General features: G+C 48.7%; 17 protein-coding genes and 1 pseudogene. 6 read left to right on the top strand and 12 right to left on the bottom strand.

The genetic code is table 11. The features are described 5' to 3' along the window. Nucleotides 1-37 precede the first annotated feature (37 nt). Nucleotides 38-508 (bottom strand): hypothetical protein, encoded by a 471-nt coding sequence (locus AMS66_RS23000; RefSeq protein WP_053783010.1) that lies wholly within the window; start codon nt 506-508, stop codon nt 38-40. 170 nt (nt 509-678) lie between these two features. After that, a complete protein-coding gene (locus tag AMS66_RS31960; protein WP_181014153.1) occupies nt 679-849 on the bottom strand; it encodes a hypothetical protein in 171 nt (56 codons plus the stop codon). A gap of 40 nt (nt 850-889) precedes the next feature. Between AMS66_RS31960 and AMS66_RS34865 the strand changes: the two are divergent. The 5 genes and pseudogenes from AMS66_RS34865 to AMS66_RS22980 all read left to right on the top strand — a co-directional run. Beyond that, a pseudogene (locus tag AMS66_RS34865) lies at nt 890-979 on the top strand (hypothetical protein); the annotation flags it as partial. Nucleotides 980-1,370: 391 nt separating this feature from the next. After that, nucleotides 1,371-2,003, top strand: a complete 633-nt coding sequence (gene udk, locus AMS66_RS22995) for a uridine kinase (protein WP_053783009.1) — start codon at nt 1,371-1,373, stop codon at nt 2,001-2,003. 166 nt (nt 2,004-2,169) lie between these two features. Then, a complete protein-coding gene (gene csaA / locus AMS66_RS22990; RefSeq protein WP_053783008.1) occupies nt 2,170-2,499 on the top strand; it encodes a chaperone CsaA in 330 nt (109 codons plus the stop codon). Nucleotides 2,500-2,831: 332 nt separating this feature from the next. Beyond that, nucleotides 2,832-4,109 (top strand): S-layer homology domain-containing protein, encoded by a 1,278-nt coding sequence (locus AMS66_RS22985; protein WP_053783007.1) that lies wholly within the window; start codon nt 2,832-2,834, stop codon nt 4,107-4,109. 438 nt (nt 4,110-4,547) lie between these two features. Beyond that, the gene (locus AMS66_RS22980; RefSeq protein WP_082350863.1) at nt 4,548-7,484 is read left to right on the top strand and encodes a DUF5704 domain-containing protein; all 2,937 of its coding nucleotides are present in this window, start codon (nt 4,548-4,550) and stop codon (nt 7,482-7,484) included. Nucleotides 7,485-7,746: 262 nt separating this feature from the next. Here AMS66_RS22980 and AMS66_RS22975 read toward each other — a convergent pair whose 3' ends face one another. Then, nucleotides 7,747-8,586: an AraC family transcriptional regulator gene (locus AMS66_RS22975; RefSeq protein WP_053783006.1), complete on the bottom strand. Its 840-nt coding sequence runs from the start codon at nt 8,584-8,586 to the stop codon at nt 7,747-7,749. A 194-nt stretch (nt 8,587-8,780) separates the two neighbouring features. Here AMS66_RS22975 and melA point away from each other — a divergent pair, with 194 nt between their 5' ends. Further along, nucleotides 8,781-10,082, top strand: coding sequence for an alpha-glucosidase/alpha-galactosidase (gene melA / locus AMS66_RS22970; RefSeq protein ID WP_053783005.1), 1,302 nt, complete (start codon nt 8,781-8,783; stop codon nt 10,080-10,082). A 77-nt stretch (nt 10,083-10,159) separates the two neighbouring features. On the opposite strand, the gene AMS66_RS22965 is transcribed toward melA, so the two are convergent. The 9 genes from AMS66_RS22965 to AMS66_RS34090 all read right to left on the bottom strand — a co-directional run. Continuing rightward, nucleotides 10,160-10,870 (bottom strand): response regulator, encoded by a 711-nt coding sequence (locus tag AMS66_RS22965; RefSeq protein ID WP_053783004.1) that lies wholly within the window; start codon nt 10,868-10,870, stop codon nt 10,160-10,162. A 1-nt stretch (nt 10,871) separates the two neighbouring features. Continuing rightward, nucleotides 10,872-12,452, bottom strand: a complete 1,581-nt coding sequence (locus tag AMS66_RS22960; RefSeq protein WP_082350856.1) for an ATP-binding protein — start codon at nt 12,450-12,452, stop codon at nt 10,872-10,874. An 8-nt stretch (nt 12,453-12,460) separates the two neighbouring features. Further along, on the bottom strand, nt 12,461-14,821 hold the full coding sequence (locus tag AMS66_RS22955) for a histidine kinase (protein ID WP_236703584.1): 2,361 nt from the start codon (nt 14,819-14,821) through the stop codon (nt 12,461-12,463). A gap of 181 nt (nt 14,822-15,002) precedes the next feature. After that, the gene (gene kdpC, locus AMS66_RS22950) at nt 15,003-15,563 is read right to left on the bottom strand and encodes a potassium-transporting ATPase subunit KdpC (RefSeq protein ID WP_053783002.1); all 561 of its coding nucleotides are present in this window, start codon (nt 15,561-15,563) and stop codon (nt 15,003-15,005) included. Nucleotides 15,564-15,599: 36 nt separating this feature from the next. Beyond that, complete coding sequence (gene kdpB / locus AMS66_RS22945) at nt 15,600-17,690, bottom strand: potassium-transporting ATPase subunit KdpB (protein ID WP_053783028.1); 2,091 nt, start codon at nt 17,688-17,690, stop codon at nt 15,600-15,602. A gap of 121 nt (nt 17,691-17,811) precedes the next feature. Beyond that, nucleotides 17,812-19,491 (bottom strand): potassium-transporting ATPase subunit KdpA, encoded by a 1,680-nt coding sequence (gene kdpA, locus AMS66_RS22940; RefSeq protein WP_053783001.1) that lies wholly within the window; start codon nt 19,489-19,491, stop codon nt 17,812-17,814. A 64-nt stretch (nt 19,492-19,555) separates the two neighbouring features. Next, nucleotides 19,556-19,618, bottom strand: coding sequence for a potassium-transporting ATPase subunit F (locus AMS66_RS34775; protein WP_363325773.1), 63 nt, complete (start codon nt 19,616-19,618; stop codon nt 19,556-19,558). Nucleotides 19,619-19,930: 312 nt separating this feature from the next. Further along, entirely contained in the window at nt 19,931-20,470 is a 540-nt protein-coding gene (ytxJ, locus tag AMS66_RS22935; RefSeq protein ID WP_053783000.1) for a bacillithiol system redox-active protein YtxJ, read from the bottom strand. A 39-nt stretch (nt 20,471-20,509) separates the two neighbouring features. Next, nucleotides 20,510-20,742, bottom strand: a 233-nt coding sequence (locus tag AMS66_RS34090) for an IS30 family transposase (protein WP_236703583.1), incomplete at its 5' end; no start/stop codon positions are given.

Here is a 20,742-nt window from a genome sequence, read left to right as displayed (position 1 = left end):
TTCATTGGTTAATGTGGCTTAGGAGGTTAATTTCATCCTAGCGCATGTTTCCGATGATGGACGATCTTGAATCCTGCATTTTTTTGATGAAGTTGGTCATCACATCAAAAGCTTCATTGCGTTTGTTGGACAAAGACTGCAAACGCAGCATATCCATTTGTTGAGAATTGCTCATCGCATCGATCTTGCTCTTCAGGGCTTGGACTTGGGAAGCATCCCCGCTCTGAATAGCTGCCTGCAATTGTGTGTTCAGGTCTGCAATCGCTTGATTACGATTTTGGACTTCTTGAATTTGCGACTGCAATTGGCTATCCAGCAATTTGGTGCGCTCTTGCTGAACCATCATCAAAGCTGTTTCGATGTTCATACTGCTCAGGTCAATACTTGCGATGGAAGACGCCACCGGGCTTGCCACAGCTGCACTTGTTGCAGAAGCAGAAGTTACAACCGATACAGCTGCGATAGCAGCAACAACCGTGGAAGAAATCAATTTGCCTGATTTTTTCATAACGTACACCTCCTTATAATGTTTATAGATACCATCCATTAACTGGCATCTTTCGACATCATATATCGAAGGTCCTAGATCCTACAACCCAAACTTGCGAAGTTGAGACTAAATTGATACAGATCGAGTCCCAAACCTGCTCCTTACAATTGAATACGCTGTGTACCGGCTTAAGTGGCTGTCCGTTTTTGAACAGGCACCCACACTTCCACTTCGGAGTCCATTGGATTTCCATTAAGCAGCACTTCCGCAATCGGCCCACCCGAATATTCAAACTCATAGTCATACTCATCGGTTAAAAGAGAGCCAAACGCTTGATTTTCCAACTTATCAAATGCCAAACGGGATAAGCCACCGCTTCCTGACAAGTTACTTGCATTTGGAGATAAATGTGAAGTGATAGAACCGATTGAGGTACGCAATGAATTCCAAAATTACGTTCGTCGCATTCTAGGGAAATATGAGCACTAAGGAGCATAGAAACAACATAATAAAACCAGCACGCTGTCCATTCAGAATGGCAAACGTGCTGGTCGTTTTGTTTTATTTTCCAGACTCCGTTGCAGAACCCTGTTGAGCCAACCTTCTAACCATATACGGAACCAAAATGGAGGTCAGAATAACCGCAAAGGCAATCTGCGTCATTGCTGCCTCGTTATAGGCCTGTTCGCCAGAATGTCAATCCTCCTTTATCAGGGAATAGATGGCTGTTCAAGCCAGGTGAAAAAAGTGAGTTGCTGTGCTACAATAGTGGAATTGTGTATTCACAGACAGACATGTGGGTAAAGACTTGAATCTAGCCTGATTCATCAAGATTTATTCATAACCATGCTGCCATTCTAGGGAGGTTTATGGAACAATCATGCTCATTATTGGTATCGCCGGAGGAACCGGCTCCGGTAAAACGACGGTAGCCCGCTCCGTCATTGACCGTCTTGGATCGGGCAAAGTGACTTTCATATCCCAGGACAATTATTACAAAGACCAGTCGCAGCTCACCCCTGAGCAACGTCGACTCACCAATTACGATCATCCGTTTGCATTCGATAATGATCTGTTGATTGAGCATCTTACCCTGTTAAAACAAGGCAAAACGGCATATGCTCCCGTATATGACTTCACCATAGATAACCGTGCCGCGGATGAAACAGTTGAACTGGCACCGAACCATATCGTTATTGTGGAAGGACTGCATGTCCTGATCGATGAACATTTGCGCGCCCTTCTGGATATCAAGGTATTTGTCGATACGGATTCTGATGTGCGTATTCTGCGCAGAGTACTGCGGGATATGGAAGAACGTGGCCGCACGATCCAATCCGTGTACAAACAATATCTCGAAACAGTCAAACCGATGCATGATGCTTTTATCGAGCCCTCCAAAAAGTATGCAGACATCATCATTCCCGAAGGTGGACATAATGAAGTGGGCATTCAGATGTTATCCATTCTAACTGAGAAATATCTGACCGGTGAAAATTGGAATGGCGCATAATTTAACATGATATTTCTGCATTAGGCACTCTGCTCCGTCCGAGTGAATGGGCAAAGTGGTCCTACAGAATAACTAATGAAATCCAGGTTGCGATTTAGCGCAATCTGGATTTTTTGGGTATTTCTATTTTATAATGGACTTTATTGCTGAAAGGAGACATCACAACATGGCTACTTTTGAAGAGTTTATACAGCATGACATCCGCGTGGGTACAGTGGTGGAAGCCGAACCTTTTCCAAAGGCACGAATCCCTGCCATCAAAATGACCATCGATTTTGGCCCACACGGCCTTAAACGCTCCAGCGCCCAAATTACGAAACATTATACCCCCGATATGATGATAGGCAAGCAGGTTATTGCCGTAGTCAATTTTCCGCCGCGCCGAATTGCTGGTTTTGTATCGGAAGTGCTGGTGCTTGGCGGCGTGCCTGGTGAAGGTGACGTTGTTTTGTTAATGCCGGACAAGGCATTACCAAATGGAACACCGATTGCCTGATTTTTTCATGATATCGCTATTCCTGCCTTTTCAAATGTTTGGGAATCGGTTATTCTTAAATTACAAATTGAACTACATAGGACTGACACCTTAAAGCATAAGGCTATGAATCTTCGGATTCGTGGCCTTTTTTTGCATTTTTCAGGGTTAAATGGGTCTTGAGGAGGATATCTACACACCTGGAGTGGATGGGATTTATTGAAAAATAATACCAAAAGCCTAGTTTTACATGGTAGAATATTGATGATTATGACAATTTTAGTATCTAGCAGTGTGAAGCAATGGCGTACATACACAAAACAGGTAAACGAAATTCGAGAGGAGCAGCATTCATGAAAAAGATAATGATTTCCGGGGTAACCGCACTGGCATTGTTGACAGGGGGTATTATAGGTTTGGGAGGAGCCGGAAATTCGGTAGAAGCCGCTCAGGCCACACTGAAATTCAAAGATGTTCCATCTACACACTGGGCCGCTGCGGCGATCAAATCGGCAGTCGAGCAAGGATATTTTAAAGGATATGCAGATGGAACATTCAAACCAAGCTCGCCTGTCACCAAGGCAGAAATGGCAAGTATTCTGGGGCGCCTTGCAGATCAGCCTAATGCAGCATTACAAGAATTAAACAACTTCACGGATGTACCAGACTGGGCGAAGAGTGGTGTTTCCACTGCTATTCAGAAAGGATTTATCAGCCCTTCCAAGTACAATGGGAAACTGGATGCACAGGCAGCACTTCAACGTGGAGAAATGGCCTCATGGTTAACACAAGGACTGACGGCAGTAGATCCTGAATACAAACAAGCACTATCTGATGTAACCAATACGGTTGTGCCTGTGAAAGAGTACTTTACAGGTAAGCTGGTAAGCTCGCAAAAAAATGCGGTTGCGGTTGCCCTGGGTACGGGATTGATGAGCGTGGCAAACGATAAAACCTTTGGTACGGATCGCACAACAACACGGGCTGAGGTTGCTGTTCTGATTGCTCGTTATGCTTCTGTTGCCAAAACGAAACCAGCCGATTTTCAAGGTTTGAATGAACTGCGTGAGGTGGGGCTGACAGGAACGAATTTGAGTGTTATTGCGCCAAAATATAAGAAGACACCAGAGAAAAAGGTCTCCCTATCAATTGATTACAGCAAGGTTACAGACGACTTCTCGAAAGTTCGCAATAAAGATATTATTACAGATACTAAATATGCCGATCTCAAGATAAAGAATTGGATTATTGTTAATACCTTTGCGAAAGGTGCTGAAAGAAGCATATATTATCCTGCCTTTGTGGATGAAGGATTCACTCTCTTACGGGGAGCATACTTTTCTTTTGCGGAACTTGAATTGAACGTAAAAAGTACTACCATGAATGCACTTCAAGCTGGAAGTTTGCTTAATTCAGCAACAATTAACCCTATGAGTTCTCCAAATTCAGATGCATTTGCTGCATATGATGTGCCAAGTATTAATAATGTCACTAAAAGCAGAGGTGTATTCGCTGTTAATAATCCAGTTTACTGGAGTGTAGGACTTTTACATTTCGATAAAGAGTTAATTTCTGCTGTCAGCCTTGTGACTAAAGATGGTCCTACCTACAGCGTAATAGCCACAGATTAGAGGGGATAAGGTTTGGGGCAAAAAACATCTATTAAAATAGTGATGTTGTTCGTGCTGTCACTTGTAGTATTCGTATCTTCTGTAACTCAGGTCCATGCAGGTGGGGGGCCAGGAACTAAACCAGAGTTGAAAAAATTCCATATGGAGCCCTCTACACCTGCAAAGTCACAAAAAAAGGTTATTCCTGTTGAAGGAAAGAGAAAAACCAACATTGGTGTATATATTTACCAGATTGATAACCTAAAATGGAAAGTTGATGGTCAGTGCAATAACATCGAATTAGAAAACGATCGCACAAAAAACCTTCCGGTATCATCAACAGTCTGTGTCGACCTTAATTTAAATAAAGATGTTTATATTCCGACTGAGTACTTTGATAGTTCCGGTAAACCTTATACTTTTGCGGAAATAACCGATAAATCTAACGAGCCACACTACATGGATAACACAGGTTATTATTATCCAGGATTACCCATATTGGTTTCTGTTGAATCGTTTACTGGTCGTAACACAAAATTCACCACGCAAATTGGTGGCGCAATTGCACCTATCAAAACGGAAGAATATAATCCACCCAAATGGAATGCTGACTATCAATTCAACACAGATCTGTACTGGAAAGCATTAGCCGAGATTACCAAGGAAATCAACCTGACAAATGGAGGACAACTCAAGCTCAAAGAAAAAAAACAATTAAATGCAACAGTTAAAACCAAAACAGGTGATGGAAGCTTTGGTGCTGAAACCAATGTGAATAGTGGCAATGGTAAAACCACCTGGACCTCATCCAATACTTCCGTGGCTACAGTAAGTTCATCTGGACTCGTTTCAGCTGAAGGTAAAGGGACAACAACAATCACTGTATTGTGGGAGAAAGATGACTTTCAGTTAACTACTTCCACAACTATCGGTGTTGAAGAAGATCCAGGCGATGATGGGGGTAACAATAACGGTGGTGGTGGTTCTTGTACACCAAACATCGGACCACCTTCTCAAGGAACCACGATGAACATGAGTGATTTGGATCCGAATGCGAATGGAGTAATTAAAGCAGACAGTAGAAACGCTGAAAAATTCAATGTACTAAAAGGCATCCCTACATCTGAATCTCTATACACCAATGCATTTGCTGACAACTACCTGTTTAAACAAGCTTGGGCAAAAATGGCGGGTAAAACAACGTATGATTGCAACGTAACGATATCCTATTCCCGAGAATGGACGATACCTGGTCCAGACGTATGTACGAAAACAGGTTGTACGCCAGGTCCTCCAGTTAAAACAGGGGATACGGCAACGAAACCATACAACTTCCAGATCACGAGAGACTATTCTTACTGGAAAATCAACAATCTTGAAGTGTACAAGATCGCCAAAGCAACGATGAAAAATTATGCCTTACCTGGCGAAACGGTCACGATGACGCCTTCAGGATACATACCACCAACTTTAGAAGCGAAAAATGATGAAGCTGTAGAAAGCCATGTAAAACCGGGCCAAACGAGTGCAATCTCATATACGCCACCCAAATTAACAGGTGGTTTGAATTCACCCCCGGATGTGCCAGATGATACTTCTCGATTAAAAGGAATGGCAGAGTCAAACACACCTCAGAGTAAAGTGAACAATGACTTGGTTAAATTCAATAACATCAAAATTATGGATGATGCAGAAACAACCAAAGATGGCCCAACGCCAACGAATATCCCTAACCCAACGGCCATCGGACAAGATGTCCTGTATAAGCCCAATAATATGATTAGTAATACACTCATGAATAAAGAAAACACGACCAGTTCTGGTGAAATCCATTACGAGCTATTACCAGGTAACGTAAACGGCGGTTCAAACAAAGTGTTACCGATTAATGGTATCAATACCGTTACGGTCCATACCCCTGTCGTCAATTATGCCTTCGTCTCGGATGATCAACCGCACAATCAGAAGACGATTCCGGATACAACTCGTTCAGCACTGATTCTGGAACGACCATTTATCGTGCGTATTCCCACATCAGGACAGCACTTGGACGTTGCAAGTTACCCGGGTTATGGCAATCGGGACTATGCCAAATATTTTCGCATCAAGCAAGTTCGCTTCCCGTTTGATGTCTATAACGCTGACCGAAGCCAGTTTATCCCCACCAACACTTGGATTGATATTCCGGTGAATCAGTTGGACACCACCTTTTATCTTCCGGTTTGGGTGGATGAGGGAAATTACCAAGTCGAGTTCCGCAACATCGCCGAGAATGCACCCATGACATTTACTGAACAACAGGATGCCAACACCAATCTGGCACATCATGTCGCCTCAGATACGGTCCCTGTGGAGGTCATCGGACGCTTGTATGATTTTCACGTCACCGATATATCCGACTATAACTGGGAAAATGTATTTCGCAAGCAGTTTGGTAGCTCGGAGCCAACGGACGTTAGCTACTGGACAGGCTTAAATAGTATTGATGGTGATCCACGAGGCAACCTGGCACCGTTCGTATTGCCAATACGTCCAGGCAGCCATCCGGTACAAGGGTTCCGCAACGTGGCTGTGAAGACGGGTTACCACATCAAGTTTGACCTGAAAACCAAAGGCAACATGTTTGGCAAACAAGACGGAGTTCGGATTACACCGACTTTCTATTTCGTGAGCAACGATGGCTCCCCCCGCCAAGAAGTGGATCTGTACTACCATCGGGGTCAGGAAAGGCTGATCCATATCGGATCTGCGGAGGATGTGGAGAAGCGGTTTGTCGTTCTTAATTCACGTCTACGAAATGTACCCGGCACGGAGCTCGGCGATACCGCGCGTTACCAGTATACCTATGAGCTGACAGCCGAGGAACAGAGTCAAACTACGCTGGCTGATTATATGGTCCAGCTGGTGGATCAGACCTCTCATCAGAAAACGTGGGTGGGACGCTATGACTGGATGATCCTGTCGGCTCCGATCCGCACATTAATTGGACCAAAGACAAACATCCCTACCGGGGTGAATATGGACCGAGCCAATGCTGCCATTCAGCGCTGGTATGGGGAATACAGTCTTCCCGCAGATGTCTACGCCGTGCCGAAGGGAACCAATCTTGAACCGCTTGCCAGACAAAATCAGTTGGATGAAAAGGCTGCTGCATTTCTAAAAAACGGTTATATTGTAGTCAACTTCAATCTGGAGACGGTAAGGAATGGCAACACGGAAGCGCCGCATCTGCAATACATCCATGCACCACTAATGAATCAGTGGCAGATGGAGGGTTTCAGTAACATTCCTGTAGACAGCCACGGCAAAACCTGGCCTGTAAAGGATGGCGATGTGGTCTTTTACCATGCAGATCAGTCCAGCCGGATCGATTTCCAATCCCAAGTGCCGCATTAATCTTTAATAAAAGGGTTGCTGTACAAGTCTTTGAACATGACTTTGCAGTAACTCTTTTGAATTTAAAAGTACAACTTCAACAAGGCATCTCAGCTCGTGATTCAGTGATTCTATAGAAAATATCGTGTCGCACCAACCTCCCCGACAAAGTTCAAGGAGTGCCAGACGAGTTGAGACAAACGTTTATATACATATGAATGATATTTCTCGCTGCAAACTAAACTTTTCTCTCCCTCCAAGGTCCAGATACAACAGAATGAAGCTATTCTCCCTGCTCCATGCTTCTCGACTCTTTCGGAGACACGCCCGTCACTCGCTTGAACATCTTGGAAAACAGCAATGGATCTGTATACCCCACCGAGTGAGCCACTTCGCTAACCGACAACGACGAATGCTGCAGCAGTTCAGCTGCACGATTCATCCGGTATTCGAGAAAGAAAGCCTGTAATGACTTACCATACCTCTCTTTGAAAATCCCTGACAAATATGTGCGGTCCAAGCCTACGGCTCGGGCAATATCAAGGATTGAAGTTCTCTGGCTATACCTGTTCTCCATAAATTGAACGGCCTGCCTGATGTATTCCTCCTTGGTAGACAGAGGCCGTTGCCCCTGCTCTCCTACCGGAGAAGATGCGATCAGCTCGGCGATCAGCCGGTACAGCAGGCTCTGGTTGAACACATCTCCCCCGGCGCGCGTGGATGCCTGAACCATCTCGGTATAGAGACGGTCGAATGTGTCCGCATCTCTTGCATCAAATACAGGATGTTCCGGACTGATGTGAGCCCGCTGCATGAATGCCTTGGCATGAACACCCTTGAAGCCAAACCATGAATATGTCCACGGCTCTCTCGCATCCGCTTCATAATGAATAAGCGTATCAGGGAGAATCACAAAGCCTTGGCCCTGTGTCAACTGATATTGCTGATCCGCCATAAATACAGTGCCCTGTCCTTCATGAATGTAATGAACAATATAGGCATCCCGAACGCCCGGCCCCCAATAATGAGACGGATCACATACCTGCCAGCCGAAAAATAAAAGTACCAATTCCATCTGCGTCAAATCCATGGGAACCACGTTCGTTTCAATTAGTTCCAACATTTCTCACTCCCTCTGTTCACCACAACGGGCAATCTCCTCACTAAAATTATAACAGGTAAATAGATCAATTATTAGCTGTAAGCGAATCCAAAAATGGGATTATGCCATGTTTCAGAGAGGTTGAGCCATAGTTATATTGGCCCGATCCACCTATATTGGAGGTACACCATTTATTCAGGGAGGCTGAACTTGAGATGAACAAAATTACGTTTCTCGGTGCGGGAAGCACCGTTTTTGTCAAAAATGTATTAGGTGACGTCATGATGACTGAAGCACTACAGGATTTTGAGCTGGCGTTGTTCGATATTGATGCCGAGCGTCTAAGCGATTCAGAGCGTTTGCTTACCAGTATGGCCCGTTCGCTCGGAAGCGGCTGTGCCATCAAAGCCTATACCGACCGCAAGGAAGCACTGCGCGGAGCCAAATATGTAATCAATGCTATTCAAGTGGGCGGTTATGATCCATGTACAATTACGGATTTTGAAATTCCGAAGAAATATGGATTGCGTCAGACGATTGCCGATACGCTCGGAATTGGCGGGATTTTCCGTAATTTGCGGACGATTCCGGTGATGCTCGATTTTGCACGAGATATGCAGGAAGTGTGCCCGGATGCGTGGTTCCTGAACTACACCAACCCAATGGCGGTACTGACGAATGTCATGAACGTGCACGGCGGAATCAAGACCGTAGGTCTGTGTCACAGTGTACAAGTGTGTGTGCCGCATTTGTTTGATGCACTGGGGATTGATCAGACGGGTGTAGTCGCGAAAGTTGCGGGTATCAACCATATGGCCTGGCTGCTGGAAGTCACACGGGATGGTCAGGATCTGTATCCGGAGATTAAACGTCTAGCGAAGGAAAAGCAGAAAGAGCAGCATGATGACATGGTACGTTATGAGCTGATGCAGCGCTTTGGATACTATGTAACCGAGTCCTCCGAGCATAATGCCGAATACCATCCGTATTTCATCAAACGTAACTACCCGGAGCTGATCGAACGCTTCAACATCCCGCTGGATGAGTATCCACGCCGCTGTGTGAACCAGATTGAAGGCTGGAAGGAAATGCGTGAGAAGCTGTTATCCAGCGAAAATATTGAACATACGCGCAGCCGGGAGTACGCTTCGCATATTATGGAAGCCATGGAGACGGACCGTCCTTACAAAATCGGCGGTAATGTCATGAATAACGGACTGATCACCAACCTGCCTCGTGAAGCTTGTGTTGAGGTGCCTTGTCTTGTGGATGGATCAGGTATCAGCCCGACGTATATCGGGGACCTGCCTCCGCAACTTGCGGCATTGAACCGCACGAATATTAACACCCAACTGTTGACCATTGAAGCGGCGATTACGGGCAAAAGAGAGCACATCTATCATGCCGCGATGCTTGACCCGCATACAGCTGCCGAGCTGTCCATCGATGATATCGTTGCGATGTGTGATGAACTGATCGAAGCTCATGGCGACTGGTTGCCGAAGTACACATCATAAGAAGTTCATTGTTTCGCACTTAAATGCGCCGGGGTCCTATCTATTTAAGAGGATTCCGGGGCTTTTTGAATTTTATATTATTTTCCAACATCATCCTGAAGCAGGAAGCGATAGCCGATTCCCGGCTCAGTCTGGATAAATCGAGGCCGCGTGGGATCTTCCTGCAATTTTTTACGCAGATGACCGACGTATACCCGTAAGTAATGGCTGTCTGACTCATGATGATGCCCTCCCCACACTTGTTGCAGCAGCTGGCGTTGGGTAATAATTTTGCCTGCGTTGGAAGCGAGTACTTTCAGCATTTCATACTCAGTTGGAGTTAACTTGACTGGTGATCCTTCCAGATCCACCTGCCTCTGGGCCAAATCAATTATGAGCGGGCCAAAGCGCAGTACAGGCTCATCCGTCGTTTTCGCCACATGGCGAAGAGCAACCCGAATTCGGGCAACCAGCTCGCCCATGCCGAACGGTTTCGTAACATAATCATCTGCCCCGCCGTCCAGTGCAGCTATTTTATCCTCTTCGCGTTCTTTCGCTGTCAGCACAATGACCGGTACCTGAGACCACTCCCGAATACGCTGGAGTACGTCCATTCCGGACATGCCGGGCAAGCCCAGATCAAGCACGATCAGATCGGGGTGCACAATGCTCGCCTGAACGACGGCCTCTTCTCCGTCTGCGCATTCATGAATCTCAAAGTTGTGCGCCTGAAGAGTAACCTTCAGCAGTTTGCGGATTTGCGGTTCATCATCCACAACCAATATGCGTGCGCCTTGCGGTGCCGTCATGTCATTCTTCCTCTCCTTGTCCCATATACGGGAATGATGCCTCTTGTTCCTCTGTGGGCAAACAGATGCACACCCGCGTCCCGCCTCCCGGATTCGGCTCTGTGGTAATCGTACCTCCATGAACCTCGACGATTCCTCTGCAGATGGCGAGTCCCAGTCCTGTACCTGTCACGTGCCGTGACGATTCGGAACGATAAAACTTTTCAAAAACCCGCTCACGGTCTGCCTCCGGGATCCCTACGCCCGTATCAGCCACCACGATGGTCATTCGTCCAAGCGACTCATCTGCCTTTACCGTAATAACGATTTCACTGTCGACCGGAGAATATTTAATGGCATTGCTAATGACGTTAACCAGAACCTGCTCAAGCAATACCTCATCTCCAGATATAAACGGCGGTTGATCCGGCAAATCCACACGGATTCGGCGGTGCTGGATATATTGCTGAACCTGTCCCAGCACAATACCAATCATGTCACCCACATCACACCATTTTCTGCGCAACTGCAGCATGCCACTTTCCAGCTTCACCATGCCAAGCAAGTTGGTCACCAGCCTGTTCATCCGCAGCGCTCCATCCCGAATATTGCCTGTAAGTTCCTTTCGGTCCTCCGCGGTAAAAAGAGAATCATTCTCTAACAGTCCCGTGGCTGAACCAATGATGGCCGTAAGCGGTGTGCGCAGCTCATGGGACACCGAATCCAGCAGAGCGGTGCGAATTCGCTCCGATTCAGCCATCATTTGCGCCAGCCTCGCTTCTTCTGCCAGCTTAACACGAGCGATGGCGCTCGCCGCCAACCCGCCACAGGCTTCCAGCAAACGCAGTTCCTCCCGCTGCCCATAAAGGTCGCTGGATTCCAGATTCACGGCAAGCACCCCATGGATCTGGTCTTCTGTACGTAGCGGCACGTACAGCCCGGGCGACTCCCGCAGACTGGAAGATCCTCGTCCGGCTACTTCTCCATGAGTGTATACCCACTTGGCAATGGCAACCTCAGACTTTCTTGTGCCCCAGCCTGCGGAATCCGGTTCGCCCGAAGATGAGGTAACCGCGAGCTCCCCGTCAGGATTGGGAAGATACAATGCGGCCGGAGCCCCAAGCGTCAGAGAAACTTGCCTCGCAATATTGTCCAGCAGGGTATCCAGATCTGTAACAGCCGTCATCTGACGGCTTAAAGCATACAGCGAATTTGTCGTGGTCTCGCGTTGTTTCACCATCTCCAGTTGCTGCCGCAGGCGCCCTGCCAAACTTGCGGTTAATACCGCAACTGCCAAATACACGACAAAAGAGAAAATATATCGTAAATCTTCAACCGTAAAGCTAAGATACGGGGGTACAAAAAAGAAGTCAAAGGCAACAACGCTAAGACTTGCAGCGTATATGGCCGGTCCCAATCCCCAGTAGACAGCACTGACCAATACGGGGAAAAGATAAATCAGCCCCACGTTAACCAGATCCTCGCTCATACCGATAGCATGGAGCACCATGGTTAACAAGGTCACGCCGAGGGTTACCCATATATATTTGGGGACACGCTTCAGCTTCAACCAAACCTCTTCCCCTTTGGTTCGTTCAGACACAGTACATCTCACATCCCGCTCTGATCATAATCGTAATCTGCAACAATCAATACATCCATGTGCCTCGAAAGCCGCACCAACCTGCTGACAACCGATCCTTTTCCACGGTAGCCATTCAGCCACCAAACACGTTTCGCCTGACCTACTACAAGTTGCGTTGCTTTTTCTTCAGAGGCTTTACCTGCCAAAATACCAGGCACATCTCTCAGTCTCAGACAGTGATGGAAGTAAAATTTTCCGCCCAACCGGACCGTGAGCTGTTCCAGCTCCTGCAATTGATACCTTACCTCGTCACTCATGACCTTGCCTACATAAACATGGTGCACATGCCAGACCGCCTTTAGTCGATAGGCGGTGCGAAATCCACGCCGGATCAGCCGATCGGCATGTTCATCACAGCTTACGCAGACAAAGACCGCTTCCTGTCTACGCCAGGGACCGCGCAGCGCGCTTTTGGGCTCCTGAGATTCTAGTCGTTCATCCACATCATCTGCCAGTTCGCGAAGAGCTAGTTCCCGCAAGGCAATCAGATTGCCAATGCGAAAGAAATGCTCCAATGCTTGATCCACCTTGGCTGCTGCATAGATTTTACCCTCCCGCATGCGTTGCCGCAAGGCCTGTGGGGCTACATCAATGAGCTGAACCTCATCTGCCATTTGCAGAATCTGATCCGGCACCGTCTCTCGGACCCGAATTCCCGTAATATGTTCCACCGCATCGTTCAGACTTTCCAGGTGCTGCACGTTAACTGTGGTGATGACGGAAATACCTGCCTCCAACAGAAGAAGGACATCTTCGTACCGTTTTTGCCGCATGCTTCCTGGGATATTGGTATGAGCAAGTTCATCCACCAGCACTACTTCCGGGCACAGACGGATAATCGCCTCGGTATCCATCTCCTCCAATTGGACTTCCTGATATGTCCGCTGCTCCCGTTGAATTACGGACAATTGGCCAATCTGCTCCACCGTCTCAGCCCGATTATGCGTCTCCAACAGACCAATCTGCACGTCGATGCCTTTGCGAAGCAGATCATTACCTTCCCGGAGCATCATATAGGTTTTCCCTACGCCAGGGGCAGCGCCGATGTATACTTTGAACTTACCACGCCGGATCTGGCCGATCTGTTCTTTCATTTCCTGCTCGCTTAACCTGCGATAGGTTGGTGTCTCCATTTCAGGCAAACGGGCAGGAAGCACACGCTCCCCCTCCTGCTGTGCTCGATCCGCCAACAGGAAAAGATCGACGCCCCGCATCCTGCGCAGCAGGGAGTTAACGAATGATCCTTGCCACAATTCCTGCCAGCGGGTGTGGCGTGAATGTCCCATTACGATTCGGGTAATCTGATGCTGCACAGCATATTGTGCCAACGTTGATGGTATTTTCCGGCGATGTACGACAGGTAATTCCTCGAATCGACCACCGAACTTCTCCACCAGTTTGATCATGCTGCGACGGAAAACAATAGCCTCCTTGGTTAACGGCTGCTTCATATTGCGAAAGGTCACGGCTTGCAAATCCCCGTTGAGTCTCTTTGCAATCTGTTGTCCACGCCGAATGTAGATCGACCCGTTCCAGTGATATTGGGTAGATACCAGAATGCGTTCCATGATGCCTGTCGTAATGGTAATGCCCATCTCTTCCCGGTGCTCACGCAGCGATTCGTTAACCCCTTCCGCGACAAGCCTTAGAGCCAGCTCACGTAAAATGCCCAGGTTCCCCTGCCGAAACACCGCTGCTCCTTCATTCCCCCTAAGATGCCCCTCAGCGAGTCGGCTCAATACCGTTTCCGGTGTAACGTCGATCAGCTTCACCTCATCGGCCAGTTCAAGGGTATCCGCAGGCACGGTATGTTCCGCTGCAATACCCGTAAGTTGGCGTGCAAGCTCTGTATATCCCTCCAGCTCATACACATTCACTGTTGTGATGACGCTGATGTTATGCCGCAGCAAATACTGAATATCCTCCAGCCGGGTTGCATGACGCGCTCCTTTCCGGTTCCGATGGGCCAATCCGTCAACCAGCACCACCTCTGGATTACGCGCCAGTAGTGCATCCAGATTCAGGTCCTTCATCTCCATGCCATCTTTCCCGCGAGACCAGTGAATGCTTGGAATCCGTTCCAACTCACCAAGCTGCTCCACAGTCTCCGGTCTTCGCATGGTCGACACGGCGCAGATGACGACATCGATTCCCTGCTGACGCAATGTGTTTCCTTCCCTCAGCATATGATACGTTTTGCCTGAGCCACTTACTGGACCAATGTAAATTTTCAAGGTGCCTTGCTGCAGCTTCGTAATCATCTTCAAAATGTCTTCCGGAGACTTGCGCTTGAAGCTGTCCTCCATCCCGCCCACTCCTCTTTCCATAACTGTTACACAACATGGAGAAAGCCCCTTCCGAAACTCGGAAGAAGGCCTGATATGGATCACACAACGTAGACTACATCTTATATGTGATTAACACATTTTCATGCAAATTGATCCTGAACAACGCCTCACTTCTTTTAGCGTCCCGTAAAATAACACCTCTTTCGAACACGCCGCTACGTTACTTCAACTCTGCCTTTAATGCCAAATTCAATGCGGTCACATTCACACGCGGCTCACCGAATATACCCAACGGTCGCCCTTGTGTATGTTCCTCCACGATCTTGGCAAGCTCTTGCTCACCAAGGCCCGTTGCCTGACTGATGCGAGGAATCTGTGCTTTTGCCGCTACAGGTGACAGGTCCGGATCCAGACCGGAACCCGAACCCGTCACGAGATCCGCGGGGATGTGCTGCAAGCCCGGGTTCTCCTGCTGGACCAGAGCCACCTTTTCCTTCATCTCAAGGATATACGCCTCAGACGCCACGGCCCGATTGGAGCCTGCTGAAGCTGCTCCATCATAACTGGCGTTCGAGGCCCGGGGCTGGAACAGCCCCGGCGACTTCACTTCCTGCGCCAGCAGCGACGAACCGATGGTTTTTCCGTCCGCTGTGATCAGACTGCCATTGGCATGATTGGGGAAGAGCAGTTGAGCCACTCCGGTCGTGACCAGCGGATAGACAATGCCGCAGATCAGCATAAGCACGACAGACAACCGGATAGCAGGTAGTAATTGTTTCATATGGATCACATCCTGATTTCATTATTAGTTAAACTATCACACCAGATGAAATCCCGACAGCACCAGATCGATCAGCTTAATCCCGATAAACGGCACGATCACGCCGCCTACACCATAGATGAATACATTCCGTCCAAGCAGTCGCTCCGCTGACATGGCTCGATACTTCACACCCCGCATGGCGATAGGAATAAGCAGCGGGATGATGATGGCGTTGAAAATCAACGCTGACAGAATCGCGGATTGTGGTGAAGCGAGATTCATAATATTCAATGCCTGGAGCTGCGGCATAGCCAAAATAAACATGGCTGGAATAATGGCGAAATATTTCGCAATATCATTCGATATCGAAAAAGTCGTCAGCGCACCGCGGGTAATGAGCAGCTGCTTCCCAATCGAGACGACCGACAGCAGCTTGGTCGGATCGGAGTCCAGATCAATCATGTTGGCCGCTTCCTTGGCCGCCATGGTGCCCGAATTCATCGCCAGACCTACATCGGCCTGCGCCAGAGCAGGAGCATCATTGGTCCCGTCGCCCGTCATGGCGACGAGCTTGCCCTCCTGCTGCTCTTTTTTGATCGCGGTAATCTTGTCTTCCGGCTTCGCTTCGGCAATAAAATCATCCACGCCCGCTTCCAGTGCAATAGTCGCCGCCGTCAGGGGGTTATCCCCCGTACACATAATCGTCTTGATACCCATGGCTCGCATCTCGGCAAACTTCTCTTTCAGTCCTGGTTTCACCGTATCTTTCAGATAGATCACACCATAAATCCGATCGTCCATCGCTACAGCAAGTGGTGTGCCCCCAGCCTTGGCAATACGGTTGGAAATGTCGTCCAAATCTACAGGTATCCGTCCCCCTCGGGAGGAGATGTGGCGTTTGATCGCATCCACTGCCCCTTTGCGGATCTGCTTCCCATTACTTAGATTCAGACCCGACATGCGGGTCTCGGCAGTGAAATCCACATGTTCCGCATCCGCATATTCCTGCTCCGCCCAGCTCTCACCTTGTTTGCCCGCAAGTTCAACCACCGAACGCCCCTCCGGTGTTTCATCCCGCACGGAAGCTTGCAGCGCAGCCCGAGTCATATCCTGTGCAGATACACCCTGAACAGGAGTAAACTCAGCAGCCATGCGGTTTCCGTACGTGATCGTTCCGGTTTTATCCAGAATCAGGGTATCGATATCACCTGCTGCTTCCACCGCCTTCCCCGACATGGCGAGTACGTTGAACTGTGTTACGCGGTCCATGCCTGCAATCCCAATGGCGGATAACAGCCCGCCGATCGTTGTTGGAATCAGACAGACAAGCAACGCGATTAGTGTCGCCAGATCGAGCCGGATGCCTAAATAATTGGCCATCGGAACCATCGTCATGATGACAATCAGGAAAATCAGGGTCAACACGGCGAGCAGCGTAGTCAGCGCAATTTCATTTGGTGTTTTCTGACGCTGTGCACCTTCAACAAGTGAGATCATTCGGTCGAGGAATGACTCCCCCGGATCGGTCTGTACACGCATGACGATATAGTCGGAAGTGACCCGTGTACCTCCCGTAACGGAGGAGAAGTCACCACCTGCCTCCTTGATCACAGGGGCAGATTCCCCAGTAATGGCGGACTCGTCAATGGAGGCAAGCCCTTCAATAATCTCACCGTCCGTGGGAATCAGTTCTCCCGCTTCTACACGGACGATATCTCCTTTTTTCAACTGGGTCGAAGACACTTGCTTGATTATTCCGTCTTTCTGCACCAGATTCGCCGTGGTGTCCGATTTCGTCTTGCGCAGTGTGTCTGCCTGAGCCTTGCCCCGCCCCTCCGCCAGTGCTTCAGCAAAGTTGGCAAACAGCAACGTGAATAACAGGATGAGAAACACCGCGATGTTGTACCCCCGTCCTGCCTCGGATGCAACAAACAGGTCTGGATTAATACATAACAACAACGTGATGAGTGTACCTACTTCAACGATAAACATCACCGGATTTTTGATCATGACGACCGGGTTCAGCTTCTTGAAAGCATCCAGTGATGCCTGAAATAGAATCTCCCGACTTAAGGTTTTGGTTCTTTTAGGAGTACCTTGATCTGTACCTGTCCCTCGCGTTCCCTTACCATGAGGGCTATTCATGCCCATGCCTGTTCCTTCCACCGACTGCTCCTTCTTTCGTTCTATAGTATTCATTGTGTTAACCCACCTCCGCACTCTACGTCCTTACTCATATTCCCATAACGGATTGCCGCACCGTCCATCAACGGATCATCGCCAAATGCTCTGCGATCGGTCCAAGGGCCAGTGATGGGAAGAACGTCAACGCGCCGACCACCACAATCATCATCACCAGAATGCCTGCAAAAAGTGGCGTGTGTGTACGGAGTGTACCCGTTGTTACGGGAACCACTCGTTTGGTTGCCAGTGATCCGGCAATGGCGAGCATCGCGATCATGGAAATGTATCTTCCGAGCAGCATCACCACACCAATTGCAATGTTGTAAAAGTCTGTGTTGGCATTCAGTCCGGCAAACGCCGATCCGTTATTGGCAGCCCCGGATGCAAAAGCATAAAGCACCTCGGTCAGGCCATGCATGCCTGAGTTCGAAATGGATGCTACAGCTTCCGGGCGCATGAGCGCCAGCGCAGTTGGGCCCAGAATAATCAAAGGGTGAATGAGCAGCGCGATGGACGCGAGTTTCACTTCTTTGCCCTCGATTTTTTTGCCCAGAAATTCAGGAGTTCGTCCAACCATCAGCCCGCAGATAAACACAGCCAGAATGACATAGAGCAATCCGTTGAGCAAGCCTACCCCTTTGCCGCCGAATACGTTATTGAGCATCATTTCAGCCAATGCCACCATGCCGCCGAGCGGGGTGAGCGACTCATGCATATTGTTCACTGACCCGGTTGTAGCTGCTGTAGTGACTGCCGTGAAGAGCGCCGATTCGGATATCCCGAACCTGACCTCTTTGCCTTCCATATTGCCTTGAATGCCCATCGCATCCAGCGCAGGCACACCGCGATATTCCGAAACAAATACCGTAGTCAGCATGATGAGGAAAAGAAAACTCATGGCCGCAAACAGAGCCCAGCCCTGCTTCCGGTTGTTCACCATGATGCCGAAGGCATAGACCAGCGAGGTTGGCAGCAGCATCATGCAGACAATATGCGCCAGGTTCGACAACGCTGTTGGGTTCTCAAATGGATGCGATGCATTGGTTCCGAACCAGCCTCCACCATTAGTGCCCAAGTGCTTGATCGACTCCAGTGAAGCGACAAGCCCGCGCGTGATCGTCTGCTGCGCACCGTCCAGCGTGGTCGCATTCACCGCTCCCGCCAGCGTCTGCGGAACACCCTGGAACACCAGGAACAGCGCCACAATGAAGCTCAGCGGCAAAAAGATTCTTGTGATCGACCGTACCATGTCGACGTAAAAGTTACCCAGTCCATCCCGGCGGCCGACCAGCCCGCGAATGAATGCAATTGCCACCGCGAAGCCGGTCGCCGCCGAGGTGAACATCGGAAACGTCACTGCCAGCATCTGTGACAGATACGACAGGGCGTTCTCGCCGGTGTATGACTGCCAGTTGGTGTTGGTCATAAACGATGCAGCTGTATTAAAGGCCTGCGCCGCAGGCATATTGCCAATGCCATCCGGGTTGAGCGGCAAATATTTTTGCAGCCGCAGCACCAGAAACATCAACAACAGCATGACGAAGTTTGAGATGAGCACAGCCGACAGGTACTTTTTCCAACCCATCGACTCGTTCTCCTTCACCCCCATCAATCGATACAACAGTCGCTCAGGTCCGCCAAATATCCGATCCAGCCCTGTTCGTTTGCCGTCAAACACCTTCACCAGATAACTCCCCACTGGCTTCACCAGCAGTATGATGATCAGCAGCGTAACCGCTACTTGTAATAAACCACTACTCATATCCGCATTTCCTCCCTAAAAATCGACGATCCGAGTGCTTCTGGATTCGTGCATAAGGCGACCATCAGAATTTCTCCGGCCTCACCAGCACGTAACCGAGATAGATCACCAGTGCGAGCACAATCATCCCGATGACGATCATATGGCTCCTCCCCTTTCTTGCCCTAAGCTTTCTCGCAAAACTTCACAAACCCCCAGAACACCACAAACAACAGCACAACCAGCCCGATTATCGTGGCATCATTCACCATGTGTTCTCCTCCCTCTCTCTACCGGTCTTGCAACCTTCTACATATGAAATCGTAATACGAAACGCTGTAAAAAGGGGGTAAAGAAATACCCTCCAGGTGTAAAAAAAGCGTAAAAAAGACCCGCTCACCTCAGCTATCAGCTCAAGGGAACAGGTCTATGGATGTTAAAGTGTATATTGGAGCGCCCTTCATCCAAACGAATTCTGGGCCCACTGCAGCAGCTTCTTTCGAGTAATTTTCCCGTGTGACGTATGTTGGATCACCTGCCCGCAATCCAGCAGTAGAACTTGAGGCGATTCATGGTGAACCTCGGTTTCTTCTGCAATGCGACGGGAAAGCGTGCAACTTTCAATGACTTTGACGATTCGGTATTCCATCTTCTGAGCGGGATCTGATGCATTCGAACCCACAAACGCCATGAACTCTCTGTACGCTCTCGCACTGGTAGGACAAGTCGTACTGTGTTTCAGGATTAACACCGGATGATCCTGCGAACGCTCAAGAACCTCTTCCCATTCCTCCTGCTTATATAATTCCTTGACATGTTCACTCAGCATATCATCCAATCCCGAGCTTGCACGTTTGCTAACGAAAGATCCAACCACGATGCCCAATGCCACACCAAAGGCAACGCCCAGGGCGACCTGGTTCGTAGCCACACCAATGCTCGTTCCAATGGCAATACCCACCCCAAGCCAAAGCGTTTGAGGATTTGCTTTTTTATCCATGGAGATCATCCTCCCTGAAGTTATTTATAAGACAGATTGTCAAACCAAGTGCGACAGTTCCTCTGTGAAAGATTCGTGAGCGGTTCTCCAACCCAAGCATTTTCGTGGTCTGTGGTTAATTAGATCTAGTGAACCGGCGAGATCTTCATCCTCCACTTGAGCGAGATCGGTGCCTTTCGGGAAAAACTCTCGAAGCAAGCCATTCGCATTTTCATTGGAACCGCGCTGCCAAGACGAGTATGGATCAGCAAAATAAACGTGCAGGTCATGGC

It is taken from the genome of Paenibacillus xylanivorans (assembly GCF_001280595.1).
Taxonomy (GTDB): Bacteria; Bacillota; Bacilli; order Paenibacillales; family Paenibacillaceae; genus Paenibacillus; species Paenibacillus xylanivorans.
Note: the sequence above shows the minus strand (reverse complement) of the source record. Positions and strands in the feature narration are given on the sequence as shown.